Below are 21,532 nucleotides of genomic sequence, written 5' to 3'. Positions count from 1 at the left end.
CCAGCGCAATCTTTTGCAACAACCTCGCGGCTAGCGCCGGTTCAGCGCCAGTGGCGCTGCTCGTGGGCGATGATCTTGTGCTTGCGGCCAAACCCCAGGGTCCAGCCGGCGCCGAGCACGACCAGCTCCACCAGCCAGGCCAGCAGCAGCCCGCCACTCAGCCCCCAGGCAATCGCCTGCGGGGCCAGCAGCACCTGGTAGCTGTAGGCCGCGATGGTTTCGTCCAGCAGCTCGCGGTCCGCCGCACTGGCCAGGTGCCAGGCCTGGGCGTACCAGGGCCCCTGCATGGCCAGCCATTCGCCTTCGAGCAGTTCGGCGCGGTACACCAGGTGCTCGACGCTCTGCGCGTCGCTGCGCATCACCTCGTCGCTGCTGGCCTTGTAGTGGGCAACCAGGGCGTTGAGATCGCCGTTGAAGAAGCGCGCCGCGGTCTCGCGGAAACCGCTCAGGCTTTCCTCCGATTCGGCGCGGTGCGCGGCCACGCGCTTGCCGTAGTCGTCGATGAAGCCCGGCACCTGAACCCCGACCAGCAGGCCGAAACCGAACAGCAGCAGACGCAGATAACCCCGAAACATTGCCCTACTCCCCCATCTGCCCGTGGGCCACGCGCTCACCGCGCCGCCACAGGCTCCATTCGCCCGGCTGGAACAGGTTCCAGCGCTCGTTAGCGGTCAGCGGTTCGGTGGCGATCACCGTGACCACGTCGTTCGGCGTGGTTTCCGCCTGGAAATCCACCACCACTTCGGCATCCTTCAGCCGCGCCGGGCCGAACGGCGCACGGCGGGTGATCTGCGCCAGCTTGCTCGAGCAGAAGGCGAACAGCCAGTCGCCATTGCTCAGCAGGCAGTTGAACACGCCGTGCCGGCGGTAGTGCTGCGCCGCCTGGATCAGCACCGGCAGCACGGCTTCGACCGGCACCGGCTCGGGAAAGGCGCTGCGCACGCGGTTGAGCAGGTCACAGAAGGCCGCTTCGCTGTCGGTGTCGCCCACCGGCCGGTAGAAGCTGGTCGTGGGGGCGAAAGCGGCCAGCTGGCCGTTGTGCGCGAAACACCAGTTGCGCCCCCACAGCTCGCGCACGAAGGGATGGGTGTTGGCCAGCGCGACCTGGCCGACGTTGGCCTGGCGGATATGGCCGATCACCGTCTCGCTCTTGATCGGGTAGCGCTGCACCAGGCGCGCCACTTCCGACTCGACGCTGGCGGCCGGGTCCTGGAACAGTCGCAGGCCGCGGCCCTCGTAGAAGGCGATGCCCCAGCCGTCGCGGTGCGGGCCGGTGCCGCCGCCGCGCTGCATCAGCCCGGTGAAGCTGAAGACGATATCGGTGGGGACGTTGGCACTCATGCCGAGCAGTTCACACATGCTTGCTGACTCTCATTGCAGGGCGCTGCGCAGCCGCTGCGCGTGCTGTTGCAACCGCGCCTCGATGCGCTTGCGGTCCAGCGGCAGGAAGCGGGTAAGGATGCGCCAGCATAGCGCCGGCAGGTCGCCTGTGCGGCGCGGAATCAGGTGCAGATGCAGGTGCGGTACGTGCTGATTGGCTACCGGGCCGTCGTTGATCAGGAAGTTGATCCCCAGCACGCGCGGATCGCTGCGATAGAGCGCTTGGCCCACCCGGTCGGCCAAGGCCAGCAGGGCCTCGCGGGCAACCGGCGGCAGGTCGGCGAGCAGCGGTGCATGGCCCTTGGCGACTATCAGCAGATGGGCCGGGCGCAACGGGAAGATATCCAGCAACACCAGGAAGTGTTCGTCCTCATGGACGAGGTGGGCCGGCAGCCGGCCGTCGACGATGGCGCAGAACACGCAGTCCATGGGCACTCCTTGTCTCTTGCCGTTTGCGGGCCTTGGCGGGGCAAGCCTTACAGGCGCGGCTCGATGCGCAGGCGGCGGTCGCCGTTGGCATCCAGGCGGGTATCGCCGTGCACGCCCTCGTCGCGGGCCATCATTTCGCGCAGGGTCGGCTCGTCTTCCGCCGCTGTGGTTGGCGCCGGCGCACGCCGTGCGTTCCACCAGCGCTCGATCGGCCAGCGCAGGGCGGCGAAGGCCAGCCACACGCCGAAGGCGATCAGCCCGTACATGGCCAGATCGGCCACCGCGCGCCAGGCGTTGTTGCCGACCTTGAGCAGCAGATCCATGGCGGTGATGGCGATGGCCGGGGCGAACAGCTCGCGGGCCGGGTCGACCGGGGTCGGCGTCAGCAGCAGCACGGCCACCAGCAGGCGCAGCGGCTCGCGCAGCCAGCGCCAGATCCAGCCGGTCATCTGGAACCAGACCAGCAGGCAGCCGAGTGCGGAAACGACGTAAATGGCCCAGGCAAGCAGATAGTCTTGTTCAGTCATGCGGGTTGATGGCTTGGCCGGCAAAGGGGCGCTTATGATAACGGCTTTTGCGCGCCCCGGCGCCCCTGCCGTCGCCGGCACCCCCAAGCCACCCTGGAAGCCCCATGCCCAACGCCCCGATTGCCCGCCGCGAAGCCGCTGCCGACCCCTACCACTGGCTGGAGCAGCGCGACGCCGCCGAGGTGCTCGACTACCTCAAGGCGGAGAACGCCTACCTGGAGGCCGAGCTGGCCGAGCAGGCGCCGCTGCGCGAGGCGCTGTTCGAGGAGATCAAGGGGCGCATCCGCGAGACCGACCTGTCGCTGCCGACGCCCTGGGGCCCCTGGCTGTACTACCAGCGCACCACCGCCGGCGACGAATACCCGCGCCACTACCGCTGCCCGTTGCCGGCCGACGGCAGCCTGACGGTGGACGAAAGCACCGAACAGCTGCTGCTCGACCCCAACCAGCTGGCCGGCGACGGCTACCTGGCGCTGGGCGCCTTCAGCACCAGCCCGGACCACAATCTGCTCGGCTACAGCCTGGATACCGCCGGCGACGAGGTCTACCAGCTGTTCGTCAAGGATCTGCGCACGGGCGCCGTCAGCGCCCTGCCCTTCGAAGACTGCGACGGCAGCCTGACCTGGGCCAACGACAGCCAGACCCTGTTCTTCACCACCCTCGACGACTGCCATCGTCCGCACCAGCTGCACCGCCACCGCCTGGGCGAGGCCAGCGCCGAACTGGTGTTCGAGGAAAGCGACGGGCGCTTCTTCCTCAGCTGCTACCGCGCCAGTTCCGAACGCCAGCTGGTGCTGCTGCTCGGCAGCAAGACCACCAGCGAGAGCTGGGTGCTAGATGCCGACACGCCGCAGGGCCAATTCGCCTGCCTGGCGCCGCGCGAGGAAGGCCACGAATACTATGTGGATCACGGCCAGCTGGACGGCGCCTGGACCTGGCTGATCCGCAGCAACCAGAGCGGCATCAACTTCGCCCTGTTCTGCGTCAAAGGGAGCGGGGCCAGCGCACAGCAACCGACCCGCGCGCACTGGCAGCCACTGATCGGCCACGACCCGCAGCGCATGCTCGAAGGCGTCAGCCTGAATGCCGGCGCCTTCATCCTCAGCCTGCGCCAGGGCGGCCTGCCGATCATCGAGGTGCACCCGCAGGGCGCCACGCCCTATCCGGTGCAACTGCCGGATGCCGCCTACAGCCTGCACGTACAGGACAACCTGGAGTTCACCAGCCCGGTGATTCGCCTGCGCTACGAGGCGCTGGGCCGCCCGGCGCAGATCCGCCAGCTGGACCTGCGCAGCGCCGAACAGAAGGTGCTCAAACAGACCCCGGTGGAAGGCCCGTTCGATGCCGACGCCTACGAGAGCCGCCGCCTGTGGGCCACGGCCGCCGATGGCAGCCAGGTGCCGATCAGCCTGGTGGCGCGCCGCGAGGTGCTCGCCGCAGGCCAGCCGGCGCCACTCTACCTGTATGGCTACGGCGCCTACGGCGAATGCCTCGACCCCTGGTTCTCCCATGCGCGCCTGAGCCTGCTCGATCGCGGCTTCGTCTTCGCCATCGCCCACGTGCGCGGCGGCGGCGAGCTGGGCGAGGCCTGGTACCGGGCCGGCAAGCTGGAGCATAAAGCCAATACGTTCGGCGACTTTATCGCCTGCGCCGAGCATCTGATCGCTGCCGGCCTGACCTCGCCCGCGCAGCTGGCCATCAGCGGCGGCAGCGCCGGCGGCCTGCTGATCGGCGCGGTGCTCAACCAGCGTCCCGACTTGTTCGCCGCGGCCATCGCCGAAGTGCCCTTCGTCGACGTGCTCAACACCATGCAGAACCCCGACCTGCCGCTGACCGTCACCGAGTACGACGAATGGGGCGACCCGCACCAGCCCGAGGTGTACGAGCGGATCAAGGGCTACGCGCCCTACGAGAACGTGCGCGCCCAGGCCTACCCGGCGCTGCTCGCCGTGGCCGGCTACAACGACAGCCGCGTGCAGTACTGGGAAGCCGCCAAATGGGTGGCCAAGCTGCGCGCCACCCGCACCGACAACCACCTGCTGCTGCTGAAGACCGACCTCGGCGCCGGCCATGGCGGCATGAGCGGGCGCTACCAGGGGCTCAAGGACGTGGCACTGGAATATGCCTTCCTGCTCAAGGTGCTGGGGCGCGCCTGAGCCTCAGCGCTGCCCGGCCGGCCTGGCCGGCGCGGGGCTGGAGGTGCGCGGCCGCTCCAGCTGCGGCAGGGGCTGATCCCTGGGCACCGGCCGCGGCTGACTCAACGGCCGGTGCTGGGCCGGGCTGTTGAGCAGGGGCGGATTGCGGTTGCTGCCCCCCAGGGGGCGAGCCTGCGGCTGGCCATAGGGCTGCGGAGTGGCGGTACCCGGCGAGCCCGGTGGCGGCCCGGCCATATTGAGGGTGGAAACGAGGAGCAACGGCAGGATCAGGCTAATGCGGGGAAAAAGTCGCATCGGGGGGCTCCAGCTGCGCGGACTTTGGCTTTATTCTGGCAGCATCGGAACCACCGCGTTCGCCACCCGACCACAGGTCCTGCCATGAGCACCAACCCCAGCTACACCTTGTCGGCCAAGGCCGAAGCAGACTACCGGCAGAAAGCCCTGAAGATGTACCCGCACGTGTGCGGCCGCTGCGCCCGCGAGTTCAGCGGCAAGCGCCTGAGCGAGCTGACCGTGCACCACCGCGACCACAACCACGACAACAACCCGGCGGATGGCTCCAACTGGGAACTGCTGTGCCTGTTCTGTCACGACAACGAGCACTCGCGCTACACCGACCAGCAGTACTTCGCCGAAGGCTCCACCGCCAGCCCCCAGGCGGCGAAGACCACCTACAAGGCCTTCGGCGACCTGGCCAGCCTGCTGAAAAAGGACGAGTAGCCGGGCGCCGGCCTGGCCGCGCCCGTATAATCGCGTTTTTTTGCGCGAGCCTCACCGTGGCCAACAAACGTTACAGCTGCATCGGCCTGTTCAACCCCAAGTCACCGGAAAACGTCGGTTCGATCATGCGCGCCGCCGGCTGCTATGGCGTCAGCTCGGTGTTCTACACCGGCACCCGCTATGACCGCGCCAAGGACTTCGTCACCGACACCAAGAAGGTCCACCAGGACATTCCGCTGATCAACATCGATGATCTGCGCCGCATCGTGCCGCTGGGCTGCACGCCGGTGGCGGTGGAGCTGGTGGAAGGCGCCCGCGCCCTGCCCGACTACACCCACCCGGATCGCGCGCTGTACATCTTCGGCCCGGAAGACGGTTCGCTGGACAAGGCCATCCGCGACTGGTGCGGCGACGAAGTGGTGTACATCCCCACCAATGGCTGCATGAACCTGGCGGCCACGGTCAACGTGGTGCTCTACGACCGCCTGGCCAAGGGCAACAACACCCGCTCGGGGCCGTTGTTCTAAGAGCCTGTTTACGATCTCCTGGCCGTCGGCCATACGGCGTTAAAAACAGCCTCGGAATGCTCATTTACAGCTGTAAACTCCGCTTCCTCGGCTGTTTTTGCCTTGTCTGGCTCTAGTCCAAAAGATCGTAAACAGGTTCTAAGGCACTCGGGGCTTTGCGCAGGAGCGGCTGAAGCCGCCCGCTGGAGCAGTCTTGGCTTAGCGCAACAACGGGCTGTCCAGCACATCCGAGGCGCGGCCCATGACGTTCTCGCTGATCTCGATGAGGTCCTTGGTGCTGGCCTTGTCCAGGCGCATCAGGCCGCGGGTGACATCGTCCAGCGAGCGCTGGTTGTTGGTGTGCTTGCGGATTTCCCGGTCCAGCTCCTGCAGCAGCAGCACCGCCCGGGCGGTGCTCGGCCCGCTGGACTCCTCGCTGCGCAGGGTCTCGACCGGCTTGCTCCAGCCGATCAGTTTCTTGCGGATCGCCTGGTAGCGGTCCTCGCTCATGCCGCCGGCGCGGCGCATCAGTTCGATGGCGTAGTACTCGGCCAGGCCTTCGCTGATCCAGTCGCTCTTGTCGGTATCGCGGATGCGGCTGAACACGTGGACCAGCTCGTGCACCAGGGAGCTGGTGCCGTTTTCGCTGATCAGCGGGCGATCGCTGTGCATGAACAGCGAATTGGGCGCCGACAGGCCGCCGCGCCACATCGGGTCGCCGGCGCCGACGATCAGCAGCTTGGCCGGGTCGCGCGGGAACACCGCCTGGGCTTCCGGCCAGATGAAGGTCAGCAGGGTGAGGATATCCATCCGCCGCATGCCCTCGCCCACCGGCGCGGCCACGGTCACCTCGGTATCGCCGAGCCGCGCGCGGCGGCTGCCGATCTTGCCGGCGAGGATCCAGCCGGTCGGGCGGTCCAGCTTGCGCGCCGGATTGTCGATGCGGAAGCGGTTCTCGCCGATGCGCGGCCAGCCGGTCTCCACGCCTTTCCAGCCCTTGGGCAGCTCGAACTGCAGGCGCGCGACCAGTTCGACCTGGTCGTCCTTGACCAGGTGCGCGCTGGGCACTAGGTCATCGCCACGCAGCAGGGCCCAGTCCGGCGTCATCCGTGCGTCGAAACTGCCGGACTGGCGCGGGTGGTTGACCTTGACCCTGTAGCTGAGCCTGCTCTTGCCTTTGCCCGGCTGCCAGGTGCCGCTTTGCGGGCTGTCCTGCTGCCAGCTGCCGTCGGCCTGGAAGTCGCTGTAGTAGCCCTTGTCGCCGAGGTCGAAGGTCAGGCTGCGCACCAGGTCGCTGTTTTCCAGGATCAGGCTGACTTCGGCCTGGTCGCTTTCGGGCAGGAAGCGCACCTGGTAGTCCAGGTCGACTTTCTTCGCCGCCCAGAGCGGCGCGCTCAGGCCCAGCAGGATGGCGGCGGACAACAGTTTGAGACGGGCGGGCATTGTGCAGGCTCCATGCATGAACAGGTATAGGCCTAGGACCAGCCTTGGCGCGAATCGCTCAACCGGCGCGGAAAATCAGATGCTCCTCCCAGTCCTCCTCGGCCACGCTGTTCTCGCTGAGCATGCGGCCGGACTGGGAAATGCGTTCGTGGTGCACCGCGTCGGGGTCGCCACAGACCAGATGGTGCCAGAGTGGCAGGTCCTTGCCCTCGCTGACCAGGCGGTAGGCGCAGGTCGGCGGCAGCCACTGGAACTGGTCGGCCTGCGCCGGGGTGAGCTGGATGCAGTCCGGCACCTGGGCGCGGCGCTTGGCGTAGTCGGTGCAGCGGCAGGTCTGCAGGTCCAGCAGCTTGCAGGCGATGCGCGTGTAATAGACGCTGCCGTCGTCCTCGTCCTCGAGTTTCTGCAGGCAGCACAGGCCGCAGCCGTCGCACAGCGACTCCCACTCGTCCTGATCAAGCTGGGCGAGGGTCTTGCGTTTCCAGAAGGGTTCGACTTTGGCGGCCATGACTCGGACTGCTGGGCGGAAAAGGCCGGCAGTCTAGCCCTTGCGCGAGGGCGGGCCAAGCGCCGGCGACTGATGGTTAGCGGATCGCGCGGATGATAATGGCACGCGCTTAGCCACCCGCAACGTTGCTGACCAAGCGTGCAGTTTTTACTGAAATCGGGCAGATCTAGTCTAGGCTGGATGCAACGCTGGCCTATCGCCACGGCGCAACGGAAGCCGCCTTTCGTCAAGGAAGATAATAATGAAAAGCTGGAAGATCAGAACCCATCTATTGCTGCTGGTTGTCATCCTGTTATCCGGTCTGCTGCTGGTCGGCCTGCTCGGCATGCATGGCCTCAAGACTACCGTGCGCGGCCTGGAAACCGTTTACCTCGACCGCGTGGTACCGCTGCGCGATCTCAAGCTGATCGCCGACCTGTATGCGGTGAACATCGTCGACGCCACCCACAAGGCGCGCAGCGGAGCCCTCACGCCGGCGGCGGCGCAGCAACTGATCGAACAGGCCAGGCAACGCATCGAGGACACCTGGCAGGCCTACCTGGCGACCCAGCTGATCGTCGAGGAAAGCCGCCTGATCGAAGCGATCAAGCCACTGATGGCCGACGCCAACCAACCGCTCGACGAGCTGCAGCACATGCTGCGACAGAACGACCTGAGCGCGGTCGGACAATTCGCCGACAGCCGCCTCTACCCGCTGATCGATCCCCTCTCGACCAAGTTCTCCGAGCTGATCGAGGTGCAACTGCTCGAAGCCAAGCATCAGTTCGAGCTGGGTCAGAGCGCCTATGCCAGCAACCTGCAGCTGAGCGTGGCGGTGCTGCTGCTCGGCCTGCTCTTGGGTGCGGCCCAGGCCCTGTACTTCGCCCGTCTGCTCAAACGCCAGCTGGGTGCCGAACCGGGCGAACTGGAAGCCATCAGCGCACGCATCGCCCAGGGCCAGCTGGCCACGCAAACCAGCCTGGAACAGGCCAGCACCGGGGTGATGAGGTCGGTGCAGAGCATGCACCATGGCCTGCGCGACATGATCGGCAATATCGGCGAGGCTTCCGAGCAAATCGAATGCGCCTCCCTGCAACTGGCCGCCTCCTCCGAGCAGGTGCTCAACAGCGCCAATATCCAGAGCGATACCGCCTCGGCCATCGCCGCCACCATGGAAGAAATGGCGGTGAGCATCAGCCAGATCGCCGAGAATGCCCAGCAGACCCGCGACATGGCGCAGAAGGCCGGCAGCCTGAGTGACGACGGCCTGCGCGTGACCGCCGCGGCCATCGCGGAAATGCGCGGCATCGCCGAACTGGTGACCCAGAGTGCGGCGGATATCGAACAACTGGCCGATCAGTCGGCCAACATCAGCGCCATAGTCGACGTGATCAAGGGCATCGCCGAGCAGACCAACCTGCTCGCCCTGAATGCCGCCATCGAGGCGGCACGGGCCGGTGAGCAGGGCCGCGGCTTCGCCGTGGTGGCCGACGAAGTGCGCGGCCTGGCCAGCCGCACGGCGCAGTCGACCACCGAAATCGTCGGCCTGGTCGACTCGATCCAGAGCGGCATGCACAAGGCCAGGAGCAGCATGAGCGCCGGGCGCGAGCGGCTCAGCAGCGGCACGCAGCTGGTGGAACAGGCTGGCACGGCGATGCAGGACATCCGCACGGCGTTGGGCGAGTCGCTGCAGGCGGTCAATGTGATCTCCCTGTCCCTGCAGGAGCAGCGCGCCGCCAGCGAGCAAGTGGCGATGAACGTGGAGCGGGTGGCGCAGGTAGTCGAGGAGAACTCGGCGGCCCAGAGCGGCATAGTCCAGGCCATCCAGGGCCTGCAGACCATGTCCGGGCGCCTGCAGGGCATGCTGCAGCGTTTCAGTTTCTAAGAGCCTGTCACACAGACTCTAGGCAGCAGCACACCTCACACCGGCCCGGTGTAGGCGGCGCTCCTACGACAGAGCCGGGATCTGCTGCTGACGGTCAGTAGCCGCGGGCGAAATCCACCCGGCCGCGCAGCTCCTGCCCGGTCTGCCAGCGGCGCAGGTTGTCGAGGAACAGCTCGACCATGGCCGCCGGCTCGGTCGGTGCCGAACTGTGCCCGGTGAGCAGCAGGCGCGGCGCCTCCCAGAACGGATGGCCCGGCGGCAGCGGCTCCTGGCGGCACACATCGAGCACCACGCCGCCGAGCAGGCCGCCGTGCAGGGCCGCCAGCAGGTCGGCCTCGACCACCGCCACGCCGCGCCCGGCATTGATGAACAGGGCCTGCGCCGGCATCCGTGCAAACAGCGCGGCGTCGAAGATATCGCGGGTCGCCGGGGTGTCCGGCAGCAGGTTGACCAGCACCTCGGCCCAGGCGGCCTGCTCGGCCAGCGCGGCCAGGCCATGCACCTCGGCGAACGGGGCGATGGCGCGCGGCGAATGGGCGATGCCGCGCAGCTCGACGCCGAACGGTTCGAGGAACCGCGCCACCGCACAGCCGATATCGCCGGCGCCGACGATCAGCACCTTCATCCCGCGCAGGCTCGCCGGCGGCAAGGCGTCCCAGCGCTGCTCCACCTGGCTGACCAGGCGCGCCAGCAGGCGCCGGCGATGGGCCAGCAGGTAGGTCAGCACGTATTCGGCCATGACCTGACCGAAGATGCCGACCGCGCGGGTCAGCGCATAGTCGCGCGGCAGCCCGGCCGCCAGCAGCGGCGTGATGCCGGCCCAGGTCGACTGCAGCCACTGCGGCCGCTGGCCCTGGCGCAGCAGGGGCGCCAGCTGGTCCGGCTGGCCCAGCCAGATCGGGCAGCTGGCGGCCTGGCGAGCCAGCTCCCGCTCATCGCCAGCCACCGGCTGCAGCTGCGGCGCGGCGGCCGCGAGCAGTTCGGCGTAATGCGCGGCGCCCTGTTCGGCGAGGAGTATCCGCATCAGACCGGGTCGTTGCGGCGCAGCAGCTCTTCCGGCAGGTGCTGGATGTAGTCCTCTTCCGGCGGCGGCATCTGCAGGTGGTAGCCCTGGGTCTCGAGGTTTTCCAGGACCTTGTGGATGTCCTCACGGGCCAGCGACTTGTCCGGCGACAGCACCAGGCTGAACGCCAGCTGCGGCGGGCCGAAGGCGGCCAGCAGGCCTTCCGGCACGCGCTTCAGCTCATCGGCCTTGAGCACGTAGAGGTACATCTCGTTCTTGCGCGGGCTGCGGTAGATCGAACAGATTTTCTTCATATCAGGCTTCCAGGGCGGCTAATAACGCATCGCCCATCAGTTCACGGCGCCAGCCACGCAGGTTGTCCGGCAGCTGGTAGGGGCCGTCCGGGTAACCGCTTTTCAGCAGGGCCTCGAGGGATTTCTTGCGCAGCATCAGTTCCGGGGCGATCTGCAGGCGCTCGGCCTCGCGCTGACCGACCGCACGCAGCTTCTTCAGCAGCGCGGTGGATTCCAGCGGCAGCGGCGCCGGCAGCGCCTCGGGCCATTCGGCCGGTGGCAGGCTGGCGGCCTGGCTGATCAGCTTGAGCAGGGTCTCGCCGTCCTGGCGCACGGTCTTGGGGTGCATGTCTTCGATGCGCGCCAGGGCCACCAGGTTGTCCGGCTGGGTCTTGGCCAGCGGCCACAGCGAATGCTCGCGGATGATGCGGTTGCGCGGCTGGTTGCGCGCCCGCGCCTGGCGCTCGCGCCAGGCACACAGGGCACGCAGCACCGCCAGCTGCTGGGGCGACAGTTTCCAGGCCAGCTTGGCCTCGCGGTACAGCTGCTCGGGGTCGGTCTCGCGGCGCAGGTTGGCGATCAGCTCGGCGCCGTCTTCCAGTACCCAGGCCAGCTTGTCGGCGCCGAGCCTGGGCTGCAGCACGCGGTAGACCTCGGCCAGGTGCTGGGCATCCTCGGCGGCGTAGCTGATCTGGGTCGGCGACAGCGGGCGCTGCAGCCAGTCGGAGCGGGTCTCGCCCTTGGGCAGCTCGATGCCGAGCACCTCCTGGACCAGACGCGAATAGCCCATGGAGAAGCCCAGGTTGAGGTAGCCGGCGGCCAGCTGGGTATCGAACAGCGGGCTGGGCAGGCTGCCGGTCAGGCGCAGGAACACTTCCAGGTCTTCGCTGCAGGCGTGCAGCACCTTGACCACGGCCGGATCAATGAGCAACTCGGCGAAGGGCGACCAGTCGCCGATGCCCAGCGGGTCGATGAGGAAGGCGCGCTCGCCATCGCCCACCTGCAGCAGGCCGGCGATCGGGTAGAAGGTGTCGACCCGCATGAACTCGGTGTCGAGGGCAACGAACGGCAGACGCCGCCAGTCGGCGCAGTGACGGGCCAGGCTGGCGTCGTCGAGGATCCACTGAATATCGATAGCCACGCGGCACTCCTTGGGCAATGTCGCGCAGTATATATGCCCGGCACACGGGCCGGGCATTTGCCAGCACGGAACGCCTGGCTTATATCCGCCTATTCCAGAACCCAAGCAACCCTCTACGGCATGACTTAAGGGTTAAACTGCCGCCCATCTCAGCACAGGGAAGAACAAGATGAAGAAACTCCTAAGCCTGCTGGCCCTGGCGATCGCTGGCGCGGCCGGCTACCTGGCCCTCACCCCCAGCCCGATCGACCCGCTGGCCTGGCAACCGCCGCTGGCGCCGCTGATGACCGGCGCCCTGGAGCCCAACGACACGTTGATGAAGGCCGAGCTGCTGGCCCAGGGCCAGATCCACGGCCCGGAAGACACCGCCGTGGACGCCCAGGGCCGCGTCTACGCCGGCCTGCATGACGGGCGCATCGTGCGCATCGGCGCCGACGGTAAGGCCGAGACATTCGCCGCCACCGGCGGCCGCCCGCTGGGCATGGACTTCGACGCCCAGGGCAACCTGATCGTCGCCGACGCCTACAAGGGCCTGCTGCGCATCAGCCCCGCCGGGCAGAGTGAAGTGCTCGCCACAGAGGCCGACGGCGTGCCGTTCGCCTTCACCGACGACCTCGACATCGCCAGCGACGGGCGCATCTACTTCAGCGACGCCTCCAGCAAGTTCCACCAGCCGGACTACCTGCTCGACCTGCTCGAAGGCCGCCCCTACGGCCGCCTGCTGCGCTACGACCCGGCCACCGGCAAGAGCGAGACCCTGCTCAAGGACCTGTACTTCGCCAACGGCGTGGCACTGTCGCAGAATGAGGACTTCGTGCTGGTCAACGAGACCTACCGCTACCGCATCACCCGCTACTGGCTGAAGGGCGACAAGGCCGGCAGCCACGACGTGTTCATCGACAACCTGCCGGGCATGCCGGACAACCTGCAGGGCGACCGCGCCGGCACCTTCTGGGTGGCCCTGCCGACCCCGCGCAAGGCCGACGCCGACTTCCTGCAGAACCAGCCCTGGCTGAAGGCCCAGCTGGCCAAGCTGCCGCGCTCGATGTGGCCCAAGCCGCAGGACTACGGCCTGGCCATCGCGCTCAACGAGCAGGGGCAGATCGTGCAGAGCCTGCACGACACCAGCGGCACGCACCTGCGCATGGTCACCTCGGTCAAGCCGGTGGGCAATTACCTCTACTTCGGCAGCCTGAACAACGACCGCATCGGCAAGCTGCAGTACCGCTGAACCCGACCCGAACAGGGCGACAGCGCCTCGCCCTGTTCCTATGCTGATTACCGTCCCGCATCCGCCAACGGAGTTCCCATGCCGCTCGCGCAACTGCTCAGCCCCGCTCAACTACAGACCCGCCTGCACCAGCCGAACCTGGTGCTACTCGACTGCCGCTTCGCCCTCGACGACCCGGGCTACGGCGCCCGCAGCTACGCCGAGGAGCATATTCCCGGCGCGCAGTTCGCCGACCTGGAACGCGACCTGTCCGGCCCGGTGCACAAGGGCGTGACCGGGCGTCATCCGCTGCCGGAGGCGGCCCAGCTGCTCGCGCGCCTGCGCGCCTGGGGCATCAACCAGGACAGCGAGGTGGTGCTGTACGACGACGGCCCCGGCGCCTTCGCCGCGCGGGCCTGGTGGTTGCTGGCCTGGCTGGGCAAGCGCGAGGGCGTGTACCTGCTCGATGGCGGGCTCAAGGCCTGGAAGGCCGCCGGCCTGGCGCTGGACGCGGCCATCCCGGCGGTCAGCCCCGGCAGTTTCAGCGGCCAGGCCGACGCCAGCCTGCTGCGCGATGCCGCGCAGCTGCAGCAGGACCTGCACAGCCCGGCCCTGACCCTGCTCGACGCCCGCGCCCTGCCGCGCTTTCGCGGCGAGGTGGAGCCGCTGGACCCGGTCGCCGGGCATATTCCCGGCGCCCGCTGTGCGCTGTTCACCGACAACCTGGACAGCGACGGGCGCTTCCTGCCCGCCGCCGAGCTGCGCCAGCGCTTCGCCGCCCTGCTCGGCGAGCGCCCGGTGCAGGAACTGGTGGCCTACTGCGGCTCGGGCGTCACCGCCTGCCACAACCTGTTCGCCCTGTGCCTGGCCGGCTACCCGCTGGCGCAGCTGTACGCCGGCTCCTGGAGCGAATGGGTGACCGACCCGGCCCGTCCGGTGGCGACCGGCGACTGAGTGCTGCGCTAACGGTGGGTGGAGCCGCTGGCCTGGCGCTTACTGGTTGCGCAGGCGCTTGGGAGTGAGGCCGAGGTAGCGGCGCATCGCCGTGGTCAGCGCGCTCTGGCTGGAAAAGCCGCACTCCTCGGCGATCCGCACCAGCGGCAGCGGGCTCTCGCGCAGCAGGCGCGCGGCACGGTCGAGGCGGGTCTTGAGCAGGTACTGGTGCGGGGTGAGGCCGAGGCTGTCCTTGAACTGGGCATGGAAGTGGCTCGGGCTCAGGCAGGCGACCTGGGCCAGCTCGATCACCGTGATGCGCCGCGCCAGGTGCTCGGCGATGTAGCGGTCGAGCCGCTCGACATCCAGCGCGCCGCCCCCCGGCGCGGTCTGCTCGCCGAACAGGCGCAGGTGCAGCGCGCGCAGCAGCACGCCGCCGAGGGCGCGGGCCAGGTGCGGGTCGCTGCCATAGCGCGCCAGCTCGGCCCCGGCATAGCTCAGCAGGTTCTGGAAGTCGGCATCCAGCGCCGGGTAGCGCGGGCTCTCGAACAGCTCGGCGAGCAGGCTGAGGTCTTCCGAAGACGTGCCCTGCTCGTCCAGGTCGAGGATCAGCATGCGGTTGTCGCCCATGCCGGCGAACTGGTGGTCGGCATCGCCCGGCACCAGGCAGGCACGCATGCGGCAGACCTCGCCGCCGCGGCCATTGACCTCGAATTCCGCGCGCCCGGACAACGACATCACCAGCTGGTGATAGTCGTGGGCATGTTCGTGGGCCTGGTCGTCCAGGCGCAGCAGGCGGGCTTTGAGCATGTGCGGGTGCAGGTCGGGGGTAATCTTGCACTTTACCCAGTCGGGCCGGGCAACGACAGGGCTACCGACAGGCGGCAGGCAAATCTGCCCGGCTGGCCAGCATCTTGCTACGCCCCAGGCATTACTGCCCTGTCTGAAGTTGGATGCCCCTATGCTGGAACTCGGCGTTTACTGCCTGGAACGCTGCGGCTCGGTGCGGGCCTGGTTGCTCGCCCTGCTCGCCCTCGCCACCACCCTGCTGGCCCTGCTCGGCCAGCCCTACCCGGCCGCCGCGCTGCTGCTCCTGCTGCTCTATCTCGGCGGCGCCCAGCACCTGCTCTGGTGGCGCCTGCAGCGTGACCAGCAGCGCCTCCTGCAGCAGCTCGCCAGCCTGTTCGGTGGCCAGGCCGAAGCGGCGCAGCTGCTGGTCAGCTGCAGCGGCGAGCAACGCAGTGCCGAGCGCCTGCGCAGCGAAGTGCAGTTCGCCAGCGCCGCGCTGGAACGCATGGCCAGGCAGACCGAGCAGCAGGGCGAACAGCAGAGCCAGCGGGTCGACATGATCGCCGCCGCCAGCGAGGAAATCAGCCAGACCCTGCTGCACATCGAGGGCCTGGCCGAACAGGCGCTGCAGGCCTTCGCGCAAATGCACCAAATGAGTGAGGACGGCCGCCAGGATGCCCAACAGGTGGGCGCCACCATGCACGGCATCCAGCTCAGCCTGGGCCGCACCGCCGAAGCGGTGGGCCAGCTGCTGCAGCATACCGGCGCCGTGGAGCGCGCCGTGCAACTGATCCAGGCGCTGGCCAAGCAGACCCAGCTGCTGGCCCTGAATGCCTCGATCGAGGCGGCCCGCGCCGGCGAGCATGGCCGCGGCTTCGCCGTGGTCGCTGCGGAGGTGCGCAACCTGGCGCAATCCACCGACAGCGCGGCCAGCGAGATCACCGCCGTGGTCGGTGCGATCACCCGGGCCGTCGGCCAGGTGCACGGCGAAGTCGGCGAGCACCGCGACCTACTGGACGCCAGCAGCCGGCAGAGCAGCCAGCTGGCGGAGCAGCTGCGGGGCCAGGCCGGCTTCAGCCAGGACACCCTGCAGCGCTTCGGCGCCATGCGCCAGGCCCTGGCCGAGCACACCCAGGCCAACCAGTCGCTCAACCAGCAGCTGCACCAGATCGGCGCCGCCCTGCAGCAGCAGAGCGCAGAGAACCACGAGCTGCACGAGCTCACCCTGTACCTCACCCGCCTGACCGGAGGCACCGCGCCATGAGCCCCACTCTCCTGCTCGCCGGCGCCGCCAGTGCCGCCCTGCTGCTCGGCGCCGGCCTGTTCCGCTGGCGCAAGCGCGGCCGCACGCAACAGCGCCGCCAGGCTCTGCAACAGGGCCTGCTGCTGTGCCTGGAGCTGCTCCAGCGCATCCAGAAGCACCGCGGCCTCGGCGGCCAGGGCGGCGCACCGGCGCGCCAGCAATGCCAGGCCCTGGCCGCGGAGATCGACGCGCTCTGGCGTGAAGCCCCGGCCGAACCCGCCCTGGACGGGCTGCGCCAGCACTGGTTGCCGCTGCGCCAGCAGGCCGGCGACTTCGACGGCCACTGCCAGCTGATCGAGCAGCTGCTGGAACACACCCAGCTGCTGGAGCTGCAACTGGTCGGCCTGCACGCCGAGCCCGCCGGCATCGCCCGCGACTGCCGCGAGCTGGAGGAGCTGGCGCGCCTGCGCGGCCTGGCCGTGCGCGGTGCCGGGGCGCCGCGCTGCCCGCTGCCCTTGCAGGTGCAGCTGCGCTACCTGAGCCAGCGCCTGCAACCGCGTGCGGCCCGCCAGAGCGGCCTGGCCCGCGCCCTGGACAGCCTGCAGCGGCAGCTGATCGACCCGCCGCGGGTGCTGATCGCCCCAGCCGAGTGCTTCAGCCTGCTCACTCCGCTGATCGACGAGCAGCTCGGCCAGCTGCGCCAGCGCCTGAACTGAATGGCGGATTGAAAAGCCGGCCGGCCCGCCCCATCTACCCTTGCAGAGCGATCGATCTGGAAGGGTCCCATGAGCGAGCAAGACCACCACGCGGAATTCATCACGGCCCCGGGCACCCGCCTGGCCCTGCCGGGGCAGAACCTGCCGGACAAGCTGTACGTCATCCCGGTCCACAACCGCCCGTTCTTCCCGGCGCAGGTGCTGCCGGTCATCGTCAGCGAAGAGCAGTGGGCCGAAACCCTCGACCTGGTGGCCAGCACCGAGCACAAATGCCTGGCGCTGTTCTACGTCGACCAGCCGCTGGACGACCCGCGCCACTTCGACACCACCAGCCTGCCCGAGCACGGCACCCTGGTACGCATCCACCATGCCAGCCGCGTCGACGGCAAGCTGCAGTTCGTTGCCCAGGGCCTGTCGCGGGTGCGCATCCGCGGCTGGCTCAAGCGCCATCGCCCGCCCTACCTGGCCGAGGTGGAATACCCGCTGAGCGCCGACGACCCGCGCGACGAGGTCAAGGCCTATGGCATGGCGCTGATCAACGCGATCAAGGAACTGGTGCCGCTCAACCCGCTGTACAGCGAGGAGCTGAAGAACTACCTGAACCGCTTCAGCCCCAACCAGCCCTCGCCGCTGACCGACTTCGCCGCCACCCTGACCACCGCCCCGGCCGCCGTGCTGCAGGAGGTGCTGGACTGCGTGCCGATCCTCAAGCGCATGGAGAAGGTGCTGCCGCTGCTGCGCAAAGAAGTGGAAGTGGCCCGCCTGCAGAACGAGCTGTCGGCCGAGGTCAATCGCCAGATCGGCGAGCGCCAGCGCGAGTTCTTCCTCAAGGAACAGCTGAAGATCATCCAGCAGGAGCTGGGCATCACCAAGGACGACAGGAGCGCCGATGTCGACGAGTTCCGCGCCCGCCTGACCGGCAAGAGCCTGCCGCCCCAGGCGCAGAAACGCATCGACGAGGAACTCAACAAGCTGGCCATCCTCGAGACCGGCTCGCCGGAATACGCGGTGACGCGCAACTACCTGGACTGGGCAACCAGCGTGCCCTGGGGCGTACTCGGCGAGGACAAGCTCGACCTCAGGCGCGCACGCCGGGTGCTGGACGCCCAGCATGCCGGCCTGGATGACGTGAAGGAGCGCATCCTCGAATTCCTCGCCGTGGGCGCCTTCAAGGGCGAGATCGCCGGCAGCATCGTGCTGCTGGTGGGCCCGCCGGGGGTGGGCAAGACCAGCATCGGCAAGTCCATCGCCGAGAGCCTGGGCCGACCGTTCTACCGCTTCAGCGTGGGCGGCATGCGCGACGAGGCGGAGATCAAGGGCCACCGCCGCACCTACATCGGCGCCCTGCCCGGCAAGCTGGTGCAGGCGCTGAAGGAGGTCGAGGTGATGAACCCGGTGATCATGCTCGACGAGATCGACAAGATGGGCACCAGCTTCCAGGGCGACCCGGCCTCGGCGCTGCTGGAAACCCTCGACCCGGAACAGAACGTCGAATTCCTCGACCACTACCTGGACCTGCGCCTGGACCTGTCCAAGGTGCTGTTCGTCTGCACCGCCAACACCCTGGACTCGATTCCCGGCCCGCTGCTCGACCGCATGGAAGTGATCCGCCTGTCCGGCTATATCGCCGAGGAAAAACTGGCCATCGCCAAGCGCCACCTGTGGCCCAAGCAGCTGGAAAAGGCCGGTGTGCGCAAGACCCAGCTGAGCATCAGCGACGCGGCGCTGAAGGCGGTGATCGACGGCTACGCCCGCGAGGCCGGGGTGCGCCAGCTGGAGAAGCAGCTCGGCAAGCTGGTGCGCAAGGCGGTGGTCCAGTTGCTGGAGCAGCCGGAGCGCAAGGTCAAGATCGGCCCCAGGGACCTGGAAAACTACCTGGGCATGCCGCTGTTCCGCAGCGAGCTGCTGCTGTCCGGGGTCGGGGTGATCACCGGCCTGGCCTGGACCAGCCTGGGCGGCGCCACCCTGCCGATCGAGGCCACGCGCATCCACACCCTCAATCGCGGCTTCAAGCTCACCGGCCAGCTGGGCGAGGTGATGAAGGAGTCGGCGGAGATCGCCTACAGCTATATCAGCTCGCACCTCAAGCCATTCGGCGGCGACCCCGGCTTCTTCGACCAGGCCTTCGTCCACCTGCACGTGCCGGAAGGCGCCACGCCCAAGGACGGCCCCAGCGCCGGCATCACCATGGCCAGCGCCCTGCTCTCCCTGGCGCGCAACCAGGCGCCGAAGAAAGGCGTGGCGATGACCGGCGAGCTGACCCTCACCGGCCAGGTGCTGCCGATCGGCGGGGTACGGGAAAAGGTCATCGCCGCGCGGCGGCAGAAGATCAATGAACTGATCCTGCCGGAAGCCAACCGCGGCGACTTCGCCGAGCTGCCGGACTACCTCAAGGCAGGGCTCAACGTGCACTTCGCCAAGCGCTTCGCCGACGTGGCCAGGCTGCTCTTCGATTGACCGCCGGGCCCGGCACGGCATGCCGCCCCGCGCTGCGGGGCCATGCCAGCACCAGCCCATTACCGCTATGCTGTGCGGGTTTTCGTTGCCACCGGAGCCCCGCCATGAACCGCCCCCAGCGCCTGCTGCTGCCCGCCGCCCTCATCCTCCTGGCCGCCTGCGCCCAGCAGCAACCCAGTAGCGTCAGCCTGGAGGAAAAACAGCTGGGCAAATGCCCGATGCAGCTGCACAACGGCCAGACCCTGACCATCCGCCTGCCCAGCAACCCGACTACCGGTTTTCGCTGGGTAGTGGCCGATGCCGCGCCGGGCGTGCTGCGCAGCCTCGGCCCGGAGGTCTACACCACCCCGGAAGACGCCGGCCTGGTCGGCAGCGCCGGGCAGTCGACCTGGCGCTATCTGGCGCAGCAGAACGGCAGCGGGCGCCTGCTGATGCACTACCAGCGGCCCTGGGAAGCCGGGGTGGCGCCGGCCAAGACCCTCGACTGCCGGATCGAGGTGCGCTGAGCCGGCTGGCAGCGCGCTGACGCCATTGGCCGCTCGCCCTGGCGTGCAGGGCCCGCCCCGCGCGGCGCCCGGCGGCAATAATGGGCAAAAACGAGAGCCCACCCCATGCGCCTGTTTGCCTGCCTGCTCGCCCTCGGCGGCGTTGCCCTGTTCCTGCTCGGCCTGCAACTCGAACTCAAGAGCCTGTGCCTGCTGAGCAAACCCCTGCCGCTAATCGCCCTGCTGCTGTGGCTGCGCACGGCACCGCCGAGTGCCTACCGGCGCTGGATCGGCAGCGGCCTGTTGCTGTCCCTGGTCGGCGACCTGCTGCTGGAGTGGCCGGCCGACCTGTTCGTCTTCGGCCTCGGCGCGTTCCTGCTCGCCCACCTGGCCTACCTGGTTGCCTACCTCGGCGCCTGCCGGCGCCCGGCCCCAGTCGCCCTGCTGCTGGCCGGCCTGGTCGCCGGCGGCATGTTCGCCCTGCTGGCCAGCGCCGATCTGGGCGAACTGCTGCTGCCGGTCGCCGTCTACAGCCTGGCCATCGGCTGCATGCTCTGGCGCGCCCTGGCCCGCCTAGGCACGGCCGGCAGCGCCCGCTCGAACTGGCAGGCCGCCGGTGGCGCATTGCTGTTCGTGCTGTCGGACAGCCTGATCGGCCTCAACCGTTTCGTCGCCCCCTTCGAAGGCGCCCGCTACGCCATCATCCTCAGCTACTGGCTGGGCCAGTGGGGCATCGCCGCCTCGGTGCTGGCCCTGCCACCGAGCCGGCCTCGCCCCTAGCGGGACGGACGACCCGCCGGGGCAGCTGGTTGCTCGCAAGCCCTTGGGCAAGGGTGGCCCGTGTCTCCGTTCGTCGGGAAAGACACCCCAACAAGGGCGTTGGGCAAGCCCGCGGCGGCACCCCTGAGCAAGCCGCGCCAGCCACGTGCCAAGGCTCTGGGACGAGCATCCATTGGCCGGCCGACCGCCTTCAAGCGATCCCCTGACATCCCCATCGCCAGCCCCCTCGGCCCGCGCCATCCGGAGCCTGGTACGGGTGTAACAAACCTTTACCCTGTGTCCAATTTTTGAGACGGCAGGCCTTCGCCAAATCGTCTATAGAGAGAAGGTAAGGCTAATCAGGAGAGGATGATGCGCGGCCACACATGGGTCATCATGCTGTTCCCATTGCTGGGCCTGACAGGTTGCAGCAGCCTGCTGCCCAGCGAACGCGCCGAGGCGATTTCGCCGTTCAGCGACTATCTCGATGCGGAAGTCCGCTACTCCCAGGCCGTGCCCGGCAAGACCACGCGCACGGAGCTGTTCTCCCTGGGCTTCGATCCCCTGGCTCAGGGCAACGGCAAGATGCTCTCGTTCATCGACCTGCGCCTGATGTTCGTGCAGCCCAACGTGCCCATCGATTACCTGCCGTCCAGCCTGATCCAGTGCCTGGAGGCCAAGGACCGCTGCATCGGCTACGCCTTCGAATTCAACAAAACCGACACCCAGCGGGTCGGCAGCTTCTGGGCCGACGTGCTGAACTTCCGCAAGCAGCGCGAGCTGCAGGGCTGGACCTTCCGCGCGGTGTTCGTGCTGGTCGACGACGTGCTGGTGCACAAGGTCAGCAACGGCGAGCCGAACATCCGCCGCTACGAGGTCAAGCGCAACCCGCTGGGCCCGCTGCAGGGCGCCGGTGAGTTCTTTTCCGACCAGTTGAAGTGATGGTGGTTGGGCCCGGGCCGGCTCTTGG

The 21,532-nt window shown here is 68.3% G+C and carries 22 protein-coding genes and 2 pseudogenes; 13 read left to right on the top strand and 11 right to left on the bottom strand.

Annotated elements, in window-relative coordinates; all coding sequences use genetic code 11:
• Positions 1-41: 41 nt before the first annotated feature.
• The 4 genes from GV001_RS06625 to GV001_RS06610 are packed head-to-tail and all read right to left on the bottom strand — an operon-like array spanning position 42 to position 2,336.
• Entirely contained in the window at positions 42-575 is a 534-nt protein-coding gene (locus tag GV001_RS06625; RefSeq protein ID WP_160078854.1) for a DUF2937 family protein, read from the bottom strand.
• A 4-nt stretch (positions 576-579) separates the two neighbouring features.
• A complete protein-coding gene (locus tag GV001_RS06620; protein WP_160078853.1) occupies positions 580-1,359 on the bottom strand; it encodes a class II glutamine amidotransferase in 780 nt (259 codons plus the stop codon).
• A 12-nt stretch (positions 1,360-1,371) separates the two neighbouring features.
• Entirely contained in the window at positions 1,372-1,809 is a 438-nt protein-coding gene (locus tag GV001_RS06615; protein ID WP_160078852.1) for an HIT family protein, read from the bottom strand.
• Positions 1,810-1,856: 47 nt separating this feature from the next.
• Positions 1,857-2,336: an MFS transporter gene (locus GV001_RS06610; RefSeq protein ID WP_160078851.1), complete on the bottom strand. Its 480-nt coding sequence runs from the start codon at positions 2,334-2,336 to the stop codon at positions 1,857-1,859.
• Between the two features lie 104 nt (positions 2,337-2,440).
• On the opposite strand from GV001_RS06610, the gene GV001_RS06605 reads away from it, so the two are divergent.
• Entirely contained in the window at positions 2,441-4,492 is a 2,052-nt protein-coding gene (locus tag GV001_RS06605; RefSeq protein WP_160078850.1) for a S9 family peptidase, read from the top strand.
• 3 nt (positions 4,493-4,495) lie between these two features.
• Here the strand turns inward: GV001_RS06605 and GV001_RS06600 are convergent, their stop codons facing one another.
• Entirely contained in the window at positions 4,496-4,786 is a 291-nt protein-coding gene (locus GV001_RS06600) for a hypothetical protein (protein ID WP_160078849.1), read from the bottom strand.
• 132 nt (positions 4,787-4,918) lie between these two features.
• On the opposite strand from GV001_RS06600, the pseudogene GV001_RS06595 reads away from it, so the two are divergent.
• A pseudogene (locus GV001_RS06595) lies at positions 4,919-5,212 on the top strand (YajD family HNH nuclease); the annotation flags it as partial.
• 56 nt (positions 5,213-5,268) lie between these two features.
• Positions 5,269-5,739 (top strand): RNA methyltransferase, encoded by a 471-nt coding sequence (locus tag GV001_RS06590; protein WP_160078847.1) that lies wholly within the window; start codon positions 5,269-5,271, stop codon positions 5,737-5,739.
• Between the two features lie 198 nt (positions 5,740-5,937).
• On the opposite strand, the gene GV001_RS06585 is transcribed toward GV001_RS06590, so the two are convergent.
• A complete protein-coding gene (locus tag GV001_RS06585) occupies positions 5,938-7,161 on the bottom strand; it encodes a hypothetical protein (protein ID WP_160078846.1) in 1,224 nt (407 codons plus the stop codon).
• 58 nt (positions 7,162-7,219) lie between these two features.
• Complete coding sequence (locus GV001_RS06580; RefSeq protein ID WP_160078845.1) at positions 7,220-7,669, bottom strand: YcgN family cysteine cluster protein; 450 nt, start codon at positions 7,667-7,669, stop codon at positions 7,220-7,222.
• 241 nt (positions 7,670-7,910) lie between these two features.
• Between GV001_RS06580 and GV001_RS20315 the strand changes: the two are divergent.
• Positions 7,911-8,417, top strand: a pseudogene (locus GV001_RS20315) (Tar ligand binding domain-containing protein); the annotation flags it as partial.
• Between the two features lie 234 nt (positions 8,418-8,651).
• A complete protein-coding gene (locus GV001_RS20310) occupies positions 8,652-9,533 on the top strand; it encodes a methyl-accepting chemotaxis protein (protein ID WP_372238576.1) in 882 nt (293 codons plus the stop codon).
• Between the two features lie 94 nt (positions 9,534-9,627).
• Here the strand turns inward: GV001_RS20310 and GV001_RS06570 are convergent, their stop codons facing one another.
• From GV001_RS06570 to rnd, 3 genes are read right to left on the bottom strand one after another with little or no spacing between them, the layout of a single operon-like run.
• Positions 9,628-10,557: a D-2-hydroxyacid dehydrogenase gene (locus GV001_RS06570; RefSeq protein ID WP_160078843.1), complete on the bottom strand. Its 930-nt coding sequence runs from the start codon at positions 10,555-10,557 to the stop codon at positions 9,628-9,630.
• Complete coding sequence (locus GV001_RS06565; protein ID WP_160078842.1) at positions 10,557-10,850, bottom strand: YcgL domain-containing protein; 294 nt, start codon at positions 10,848-10,850, stop codon at positions 10,557-10,559. Before GV001_RS06565 ends, GV001_RS06570 begins: the two co-directional genes overlap by 1 nt.
• A 1-nt stretch (position 10,851) precedes the next feature.
• Entirely contained in the window at positions 10,852-11,970 is a 1,119-nt protein-coding gene (rnd, locus tag GV001_RS06560) for a ribonuclease D (RefSeq protein WP_160078841.1), read from the bottom strand.
• A gap of 169 nt (positions 11,971-12,139) precedes the next feature.
• Here rnd and GV001_RS06555 point away from each other — a divergent pair, with 169 nt between their 5' ends.
• Together GV001_RS06555 and GV001_RS06550 are read left to right on the top strand one after the other, a co-directional pair.
• Positions 12,140-13,201 carry an SMP-30/gluconolactonase/LRE family protein gene (locus GV001_RS06555; protein ID WP_160078840.1) on the top strand — a complete coding sequence of 354 codons (1,062 nt, stop codon included), beginning with the start codon at positions 12,140-12,142 and terminating at the stop codon, positions 13,199-13,201.
• 78 nt (positions 13,202-13,279) lie between these two features.
• Positions 13,280-14,134, top strand: a complete 855-nt coding sequence (locus GV001_RS06550) for a sulfurtransferase (RefSeq protein WP_160078839.1) — start codon at positions 13,280-13,282, stop codon at positions 14,132-14,134.
• Between the two features lie 39 nt (positions 14,135-14,173).
• Here GV001_RS06550 and GV001_RS06545 read toward each other — a convergent pair whose 3' ends face one another.
• Positions 14,174-14,923, bottom strand: a complete 750-nt coding sequence (locus GV001_RS06545) for an AraC family transcriptional regulator (RefSeq protein WP_160078838.1) — start codon at positions 14,921-14,923, stop codon at positions 14,174-14,176.
• On the opposite strand from GV001_RS06545, the gene GV001_RS06540 reads away from it, so the two are divergent.
• The 6 genes from GV001_RS06540 to GV001_RS06515 all read left to right on the top strand — a co-directional run bounded on the left by GV001_RS06540 (position 14,922) and on the right by GV001_RS06515 (position 21,504).
• Entirely contained in the window at positions 14,922-16,166 is a 1,245-nt protein-coding gene (locus GV001_RS06540; protein ID WP_160078837.1) for a methyl-accepting chemotaxis protein, read from the top strand. The genes GV001_RS06545 and GV001_RS06540 overlap by 2 nt on opposite strands.
• Positions 16,163-16,861: a hypothetical protein gene (locus GV001_RS06535; protein ID WP_256664876.1), complete on the top strand. Its 699-nt coding sequence runs from the start codon at positions 16,163-16,165 to the stop codon at positions 16,859-16,861. Before GV001_RS06540 ends, GV001_RS06535 begins: the two co-directional genes overlap by 4 nt.
• Before the next feature lie 69 nt (positions 16,862-16,930).
• Entirely contained in the window at positions 16,931-19,318 is a 2,388-nt protein-coding gene (gene lon / locus GV001_RS06530; protein WP_160078836.1) for an endopeptidase La, read from the top strand.
• Between the two features lie 104 nt (positions 19,319-19,422).
• A complete protein-coding gene (locus GV001_RS06525) occupies positions 19,423-19,824 on the top strand; it encodes a protease inhibitor I42 family protein (protein ID WP_160078835.1) in 402 nt (133 codons plus the stop codon).
• 105 nt (positions 19,825-19,929) lie between these two features.
• Positions 19,930-20,583, top strand: coding sequence for a lysoplasmalogenase (locus GV001_RS06520; protein WP_160078834.1), 654 nt, complete (start codon positions 19,930-19,932; stop codon positions 20,581-20,583).
• Between the two features lie 351 nt (positions 20,584-20,934).
• Complete coding sequence (locus tag GV001_RS06515) at positions 20,935-21,504, top strand: hypothetical protein (RefSeq protein WP_372238513.1); 570 nt, start codon at positions 20,935-20,937, stop codon at positions 21,502-21,504.
• The last annotated feature ends 28 nt before the right edge of the window (positions 21,505-21,532 follow it).

The sequence above is a fragment of the Pseudomonas sp. 8AS genome (genome assembly GCF_902506505.1).
In the GTDB taxonomy this organism is placed as follows: Bacteria; Pseudomonadota; Gammaproteobacteria; order Pseudomonadales; family Pseudomonadaceae; genus Aquipseudomonas.
The sequence above is the reverse complement of the archived record's forward strand: the minus strand, read 5'-3'. Positions and strand labels throughout refer to the sequence as shown.

Coding starts and splice junctions, on each gene's coding strand:
- GV001_RS06600 (WP_160078849.1), bottom strand. CDS start 4,786: ATGCGACTTTTTCCCCGCATTAGCCTGATCCTGCCGTTGCTCCTCGTT.
- GV001_RS06540 (WP_160078837.1), top strand. CDS start 14,922: ATGTGCGGGTGCAGGTCGGGGGTAATCTTGCACTTTACCCAGTCGGGC.
- GV001_RS06620 (WP_160078853.1), bottom strand. CDS start 1,359: ATGTGTGAACTGCTCGGCATGAGTGCCAACGTCCCCACCGATATCGTC.
- GV001_RS06615 (WP_160078852.1), bottom strand. CDS start 1,809: ATGGACTGCGTGTTCTGCGCCATCGTCGACGGCCGGCTGCCGGCCCAC.
- GV001_RS06515 (WP_372238513.1), top strand. CDS start 20,935: ATGCGCGGCCACACATGGGTCATCATGCTGTTCCCATTGCTGGGCCTG.
- GV001_RS06555 (WP_160078840.1), top strand. CDS start 12,140: ATGAAGAAACTCCTAAGCCTGCTGGCCCTGGCGATCGCTGGCGCGGCC.
- GV001_RS06610 (WP_160078851.1), bottom strand. CDS start 2,336: ATGACTGAACAAGACTATCTGCTTGCCTGGGCCATTTACGTCGTTTCC.
- GV001_RS20310 (WP_372238576.1), top strand. CDS start 8,652: ATGAGGTCGGTGCAGAGCATGCACCATGGCCTGCGCGACATGATCGGC.
- GV001_RS06625 (WP_160078854.1), bottom strand. CDS start 575: ATGTTTCGGGGTTATCTGCGTCTGCTGCTGTTCGGTTTCGGCCTGCTG.
- GV001_RS06545 (WP_160078838.1), bottom strand. CDS start 14,923: ATGCTCAAAGCCCGCCTGCTGCGCCTGGACGACCAGGCCCACGAACAT.
- GV001_RS06520 (WP_160078834.1), top strand. CDS start 19,930: ATGCGCCTGTTTGCCTGCCTGCTCGCCCTCGGCGGCGTTGCCCTGTTC.
- GV001_RS06535 (WP_256664876.1), top strand. CDS start 16,163: ATGAGCCCCACTCTCCTGCTCGCCGGCGCCGCCAGTGCCGCCCTGCTG.
- GV001_RS06605 (WP_160078850.1), top strand. CDS start 2,441: ATGCCCAACGCCCCGATTGCCCGCCGCGAAGCCGCTGCCGACCCCTAC.
- GV001_RS06565 (WP_160078842.1), bottom strand. CDS start 10,850: ATGAAGAAAATCTGTTCGATCTACCGCAGCCCGCGCAAGAACGAGATG.
- GV001_RS06585 (WP_160078846.1), bottom strand. CDS start 7,161: ATGCCCGCCCGTCTCAAACTGTTGTCCGCCGCCATCCTGCTGGGCCTG.
- GV001_RS06570 (WP_160078843.1), bottom strand. CDS start 10,557: ATGCGGATACTCCTCGCCGAACAGGGCGCCGCGCATTACGCCGAACTG.
- GV001_RS06550 (WP_160078839.1), top strand. CDS start 13,280: ATGCCGCTCGCGCAACTGCTCAGCCCCGCTCAACTACAGACCCGCCTG.
- GV001_RS06525 (WP_160078835.1), top strand. CDS start 19,423: ATGAACCGCCCCCAGCGCCTGCTGCTGCCCGCCGCCCTCATCCTCCTG.
- GV001_RS06580 (WP_160078845.1), bottom strand. CDS start 7,669: ATGGCCGCCAAAGTCGAACCCTTCTGGAAACGCAAGACCCTCGCCCAG.
- lon (WP_160078836.1), top strand. CDS start 16,931: ATGAGCGAGCAAGACCACCACGCGGAATTCATCACGGCCCCGGGCACC.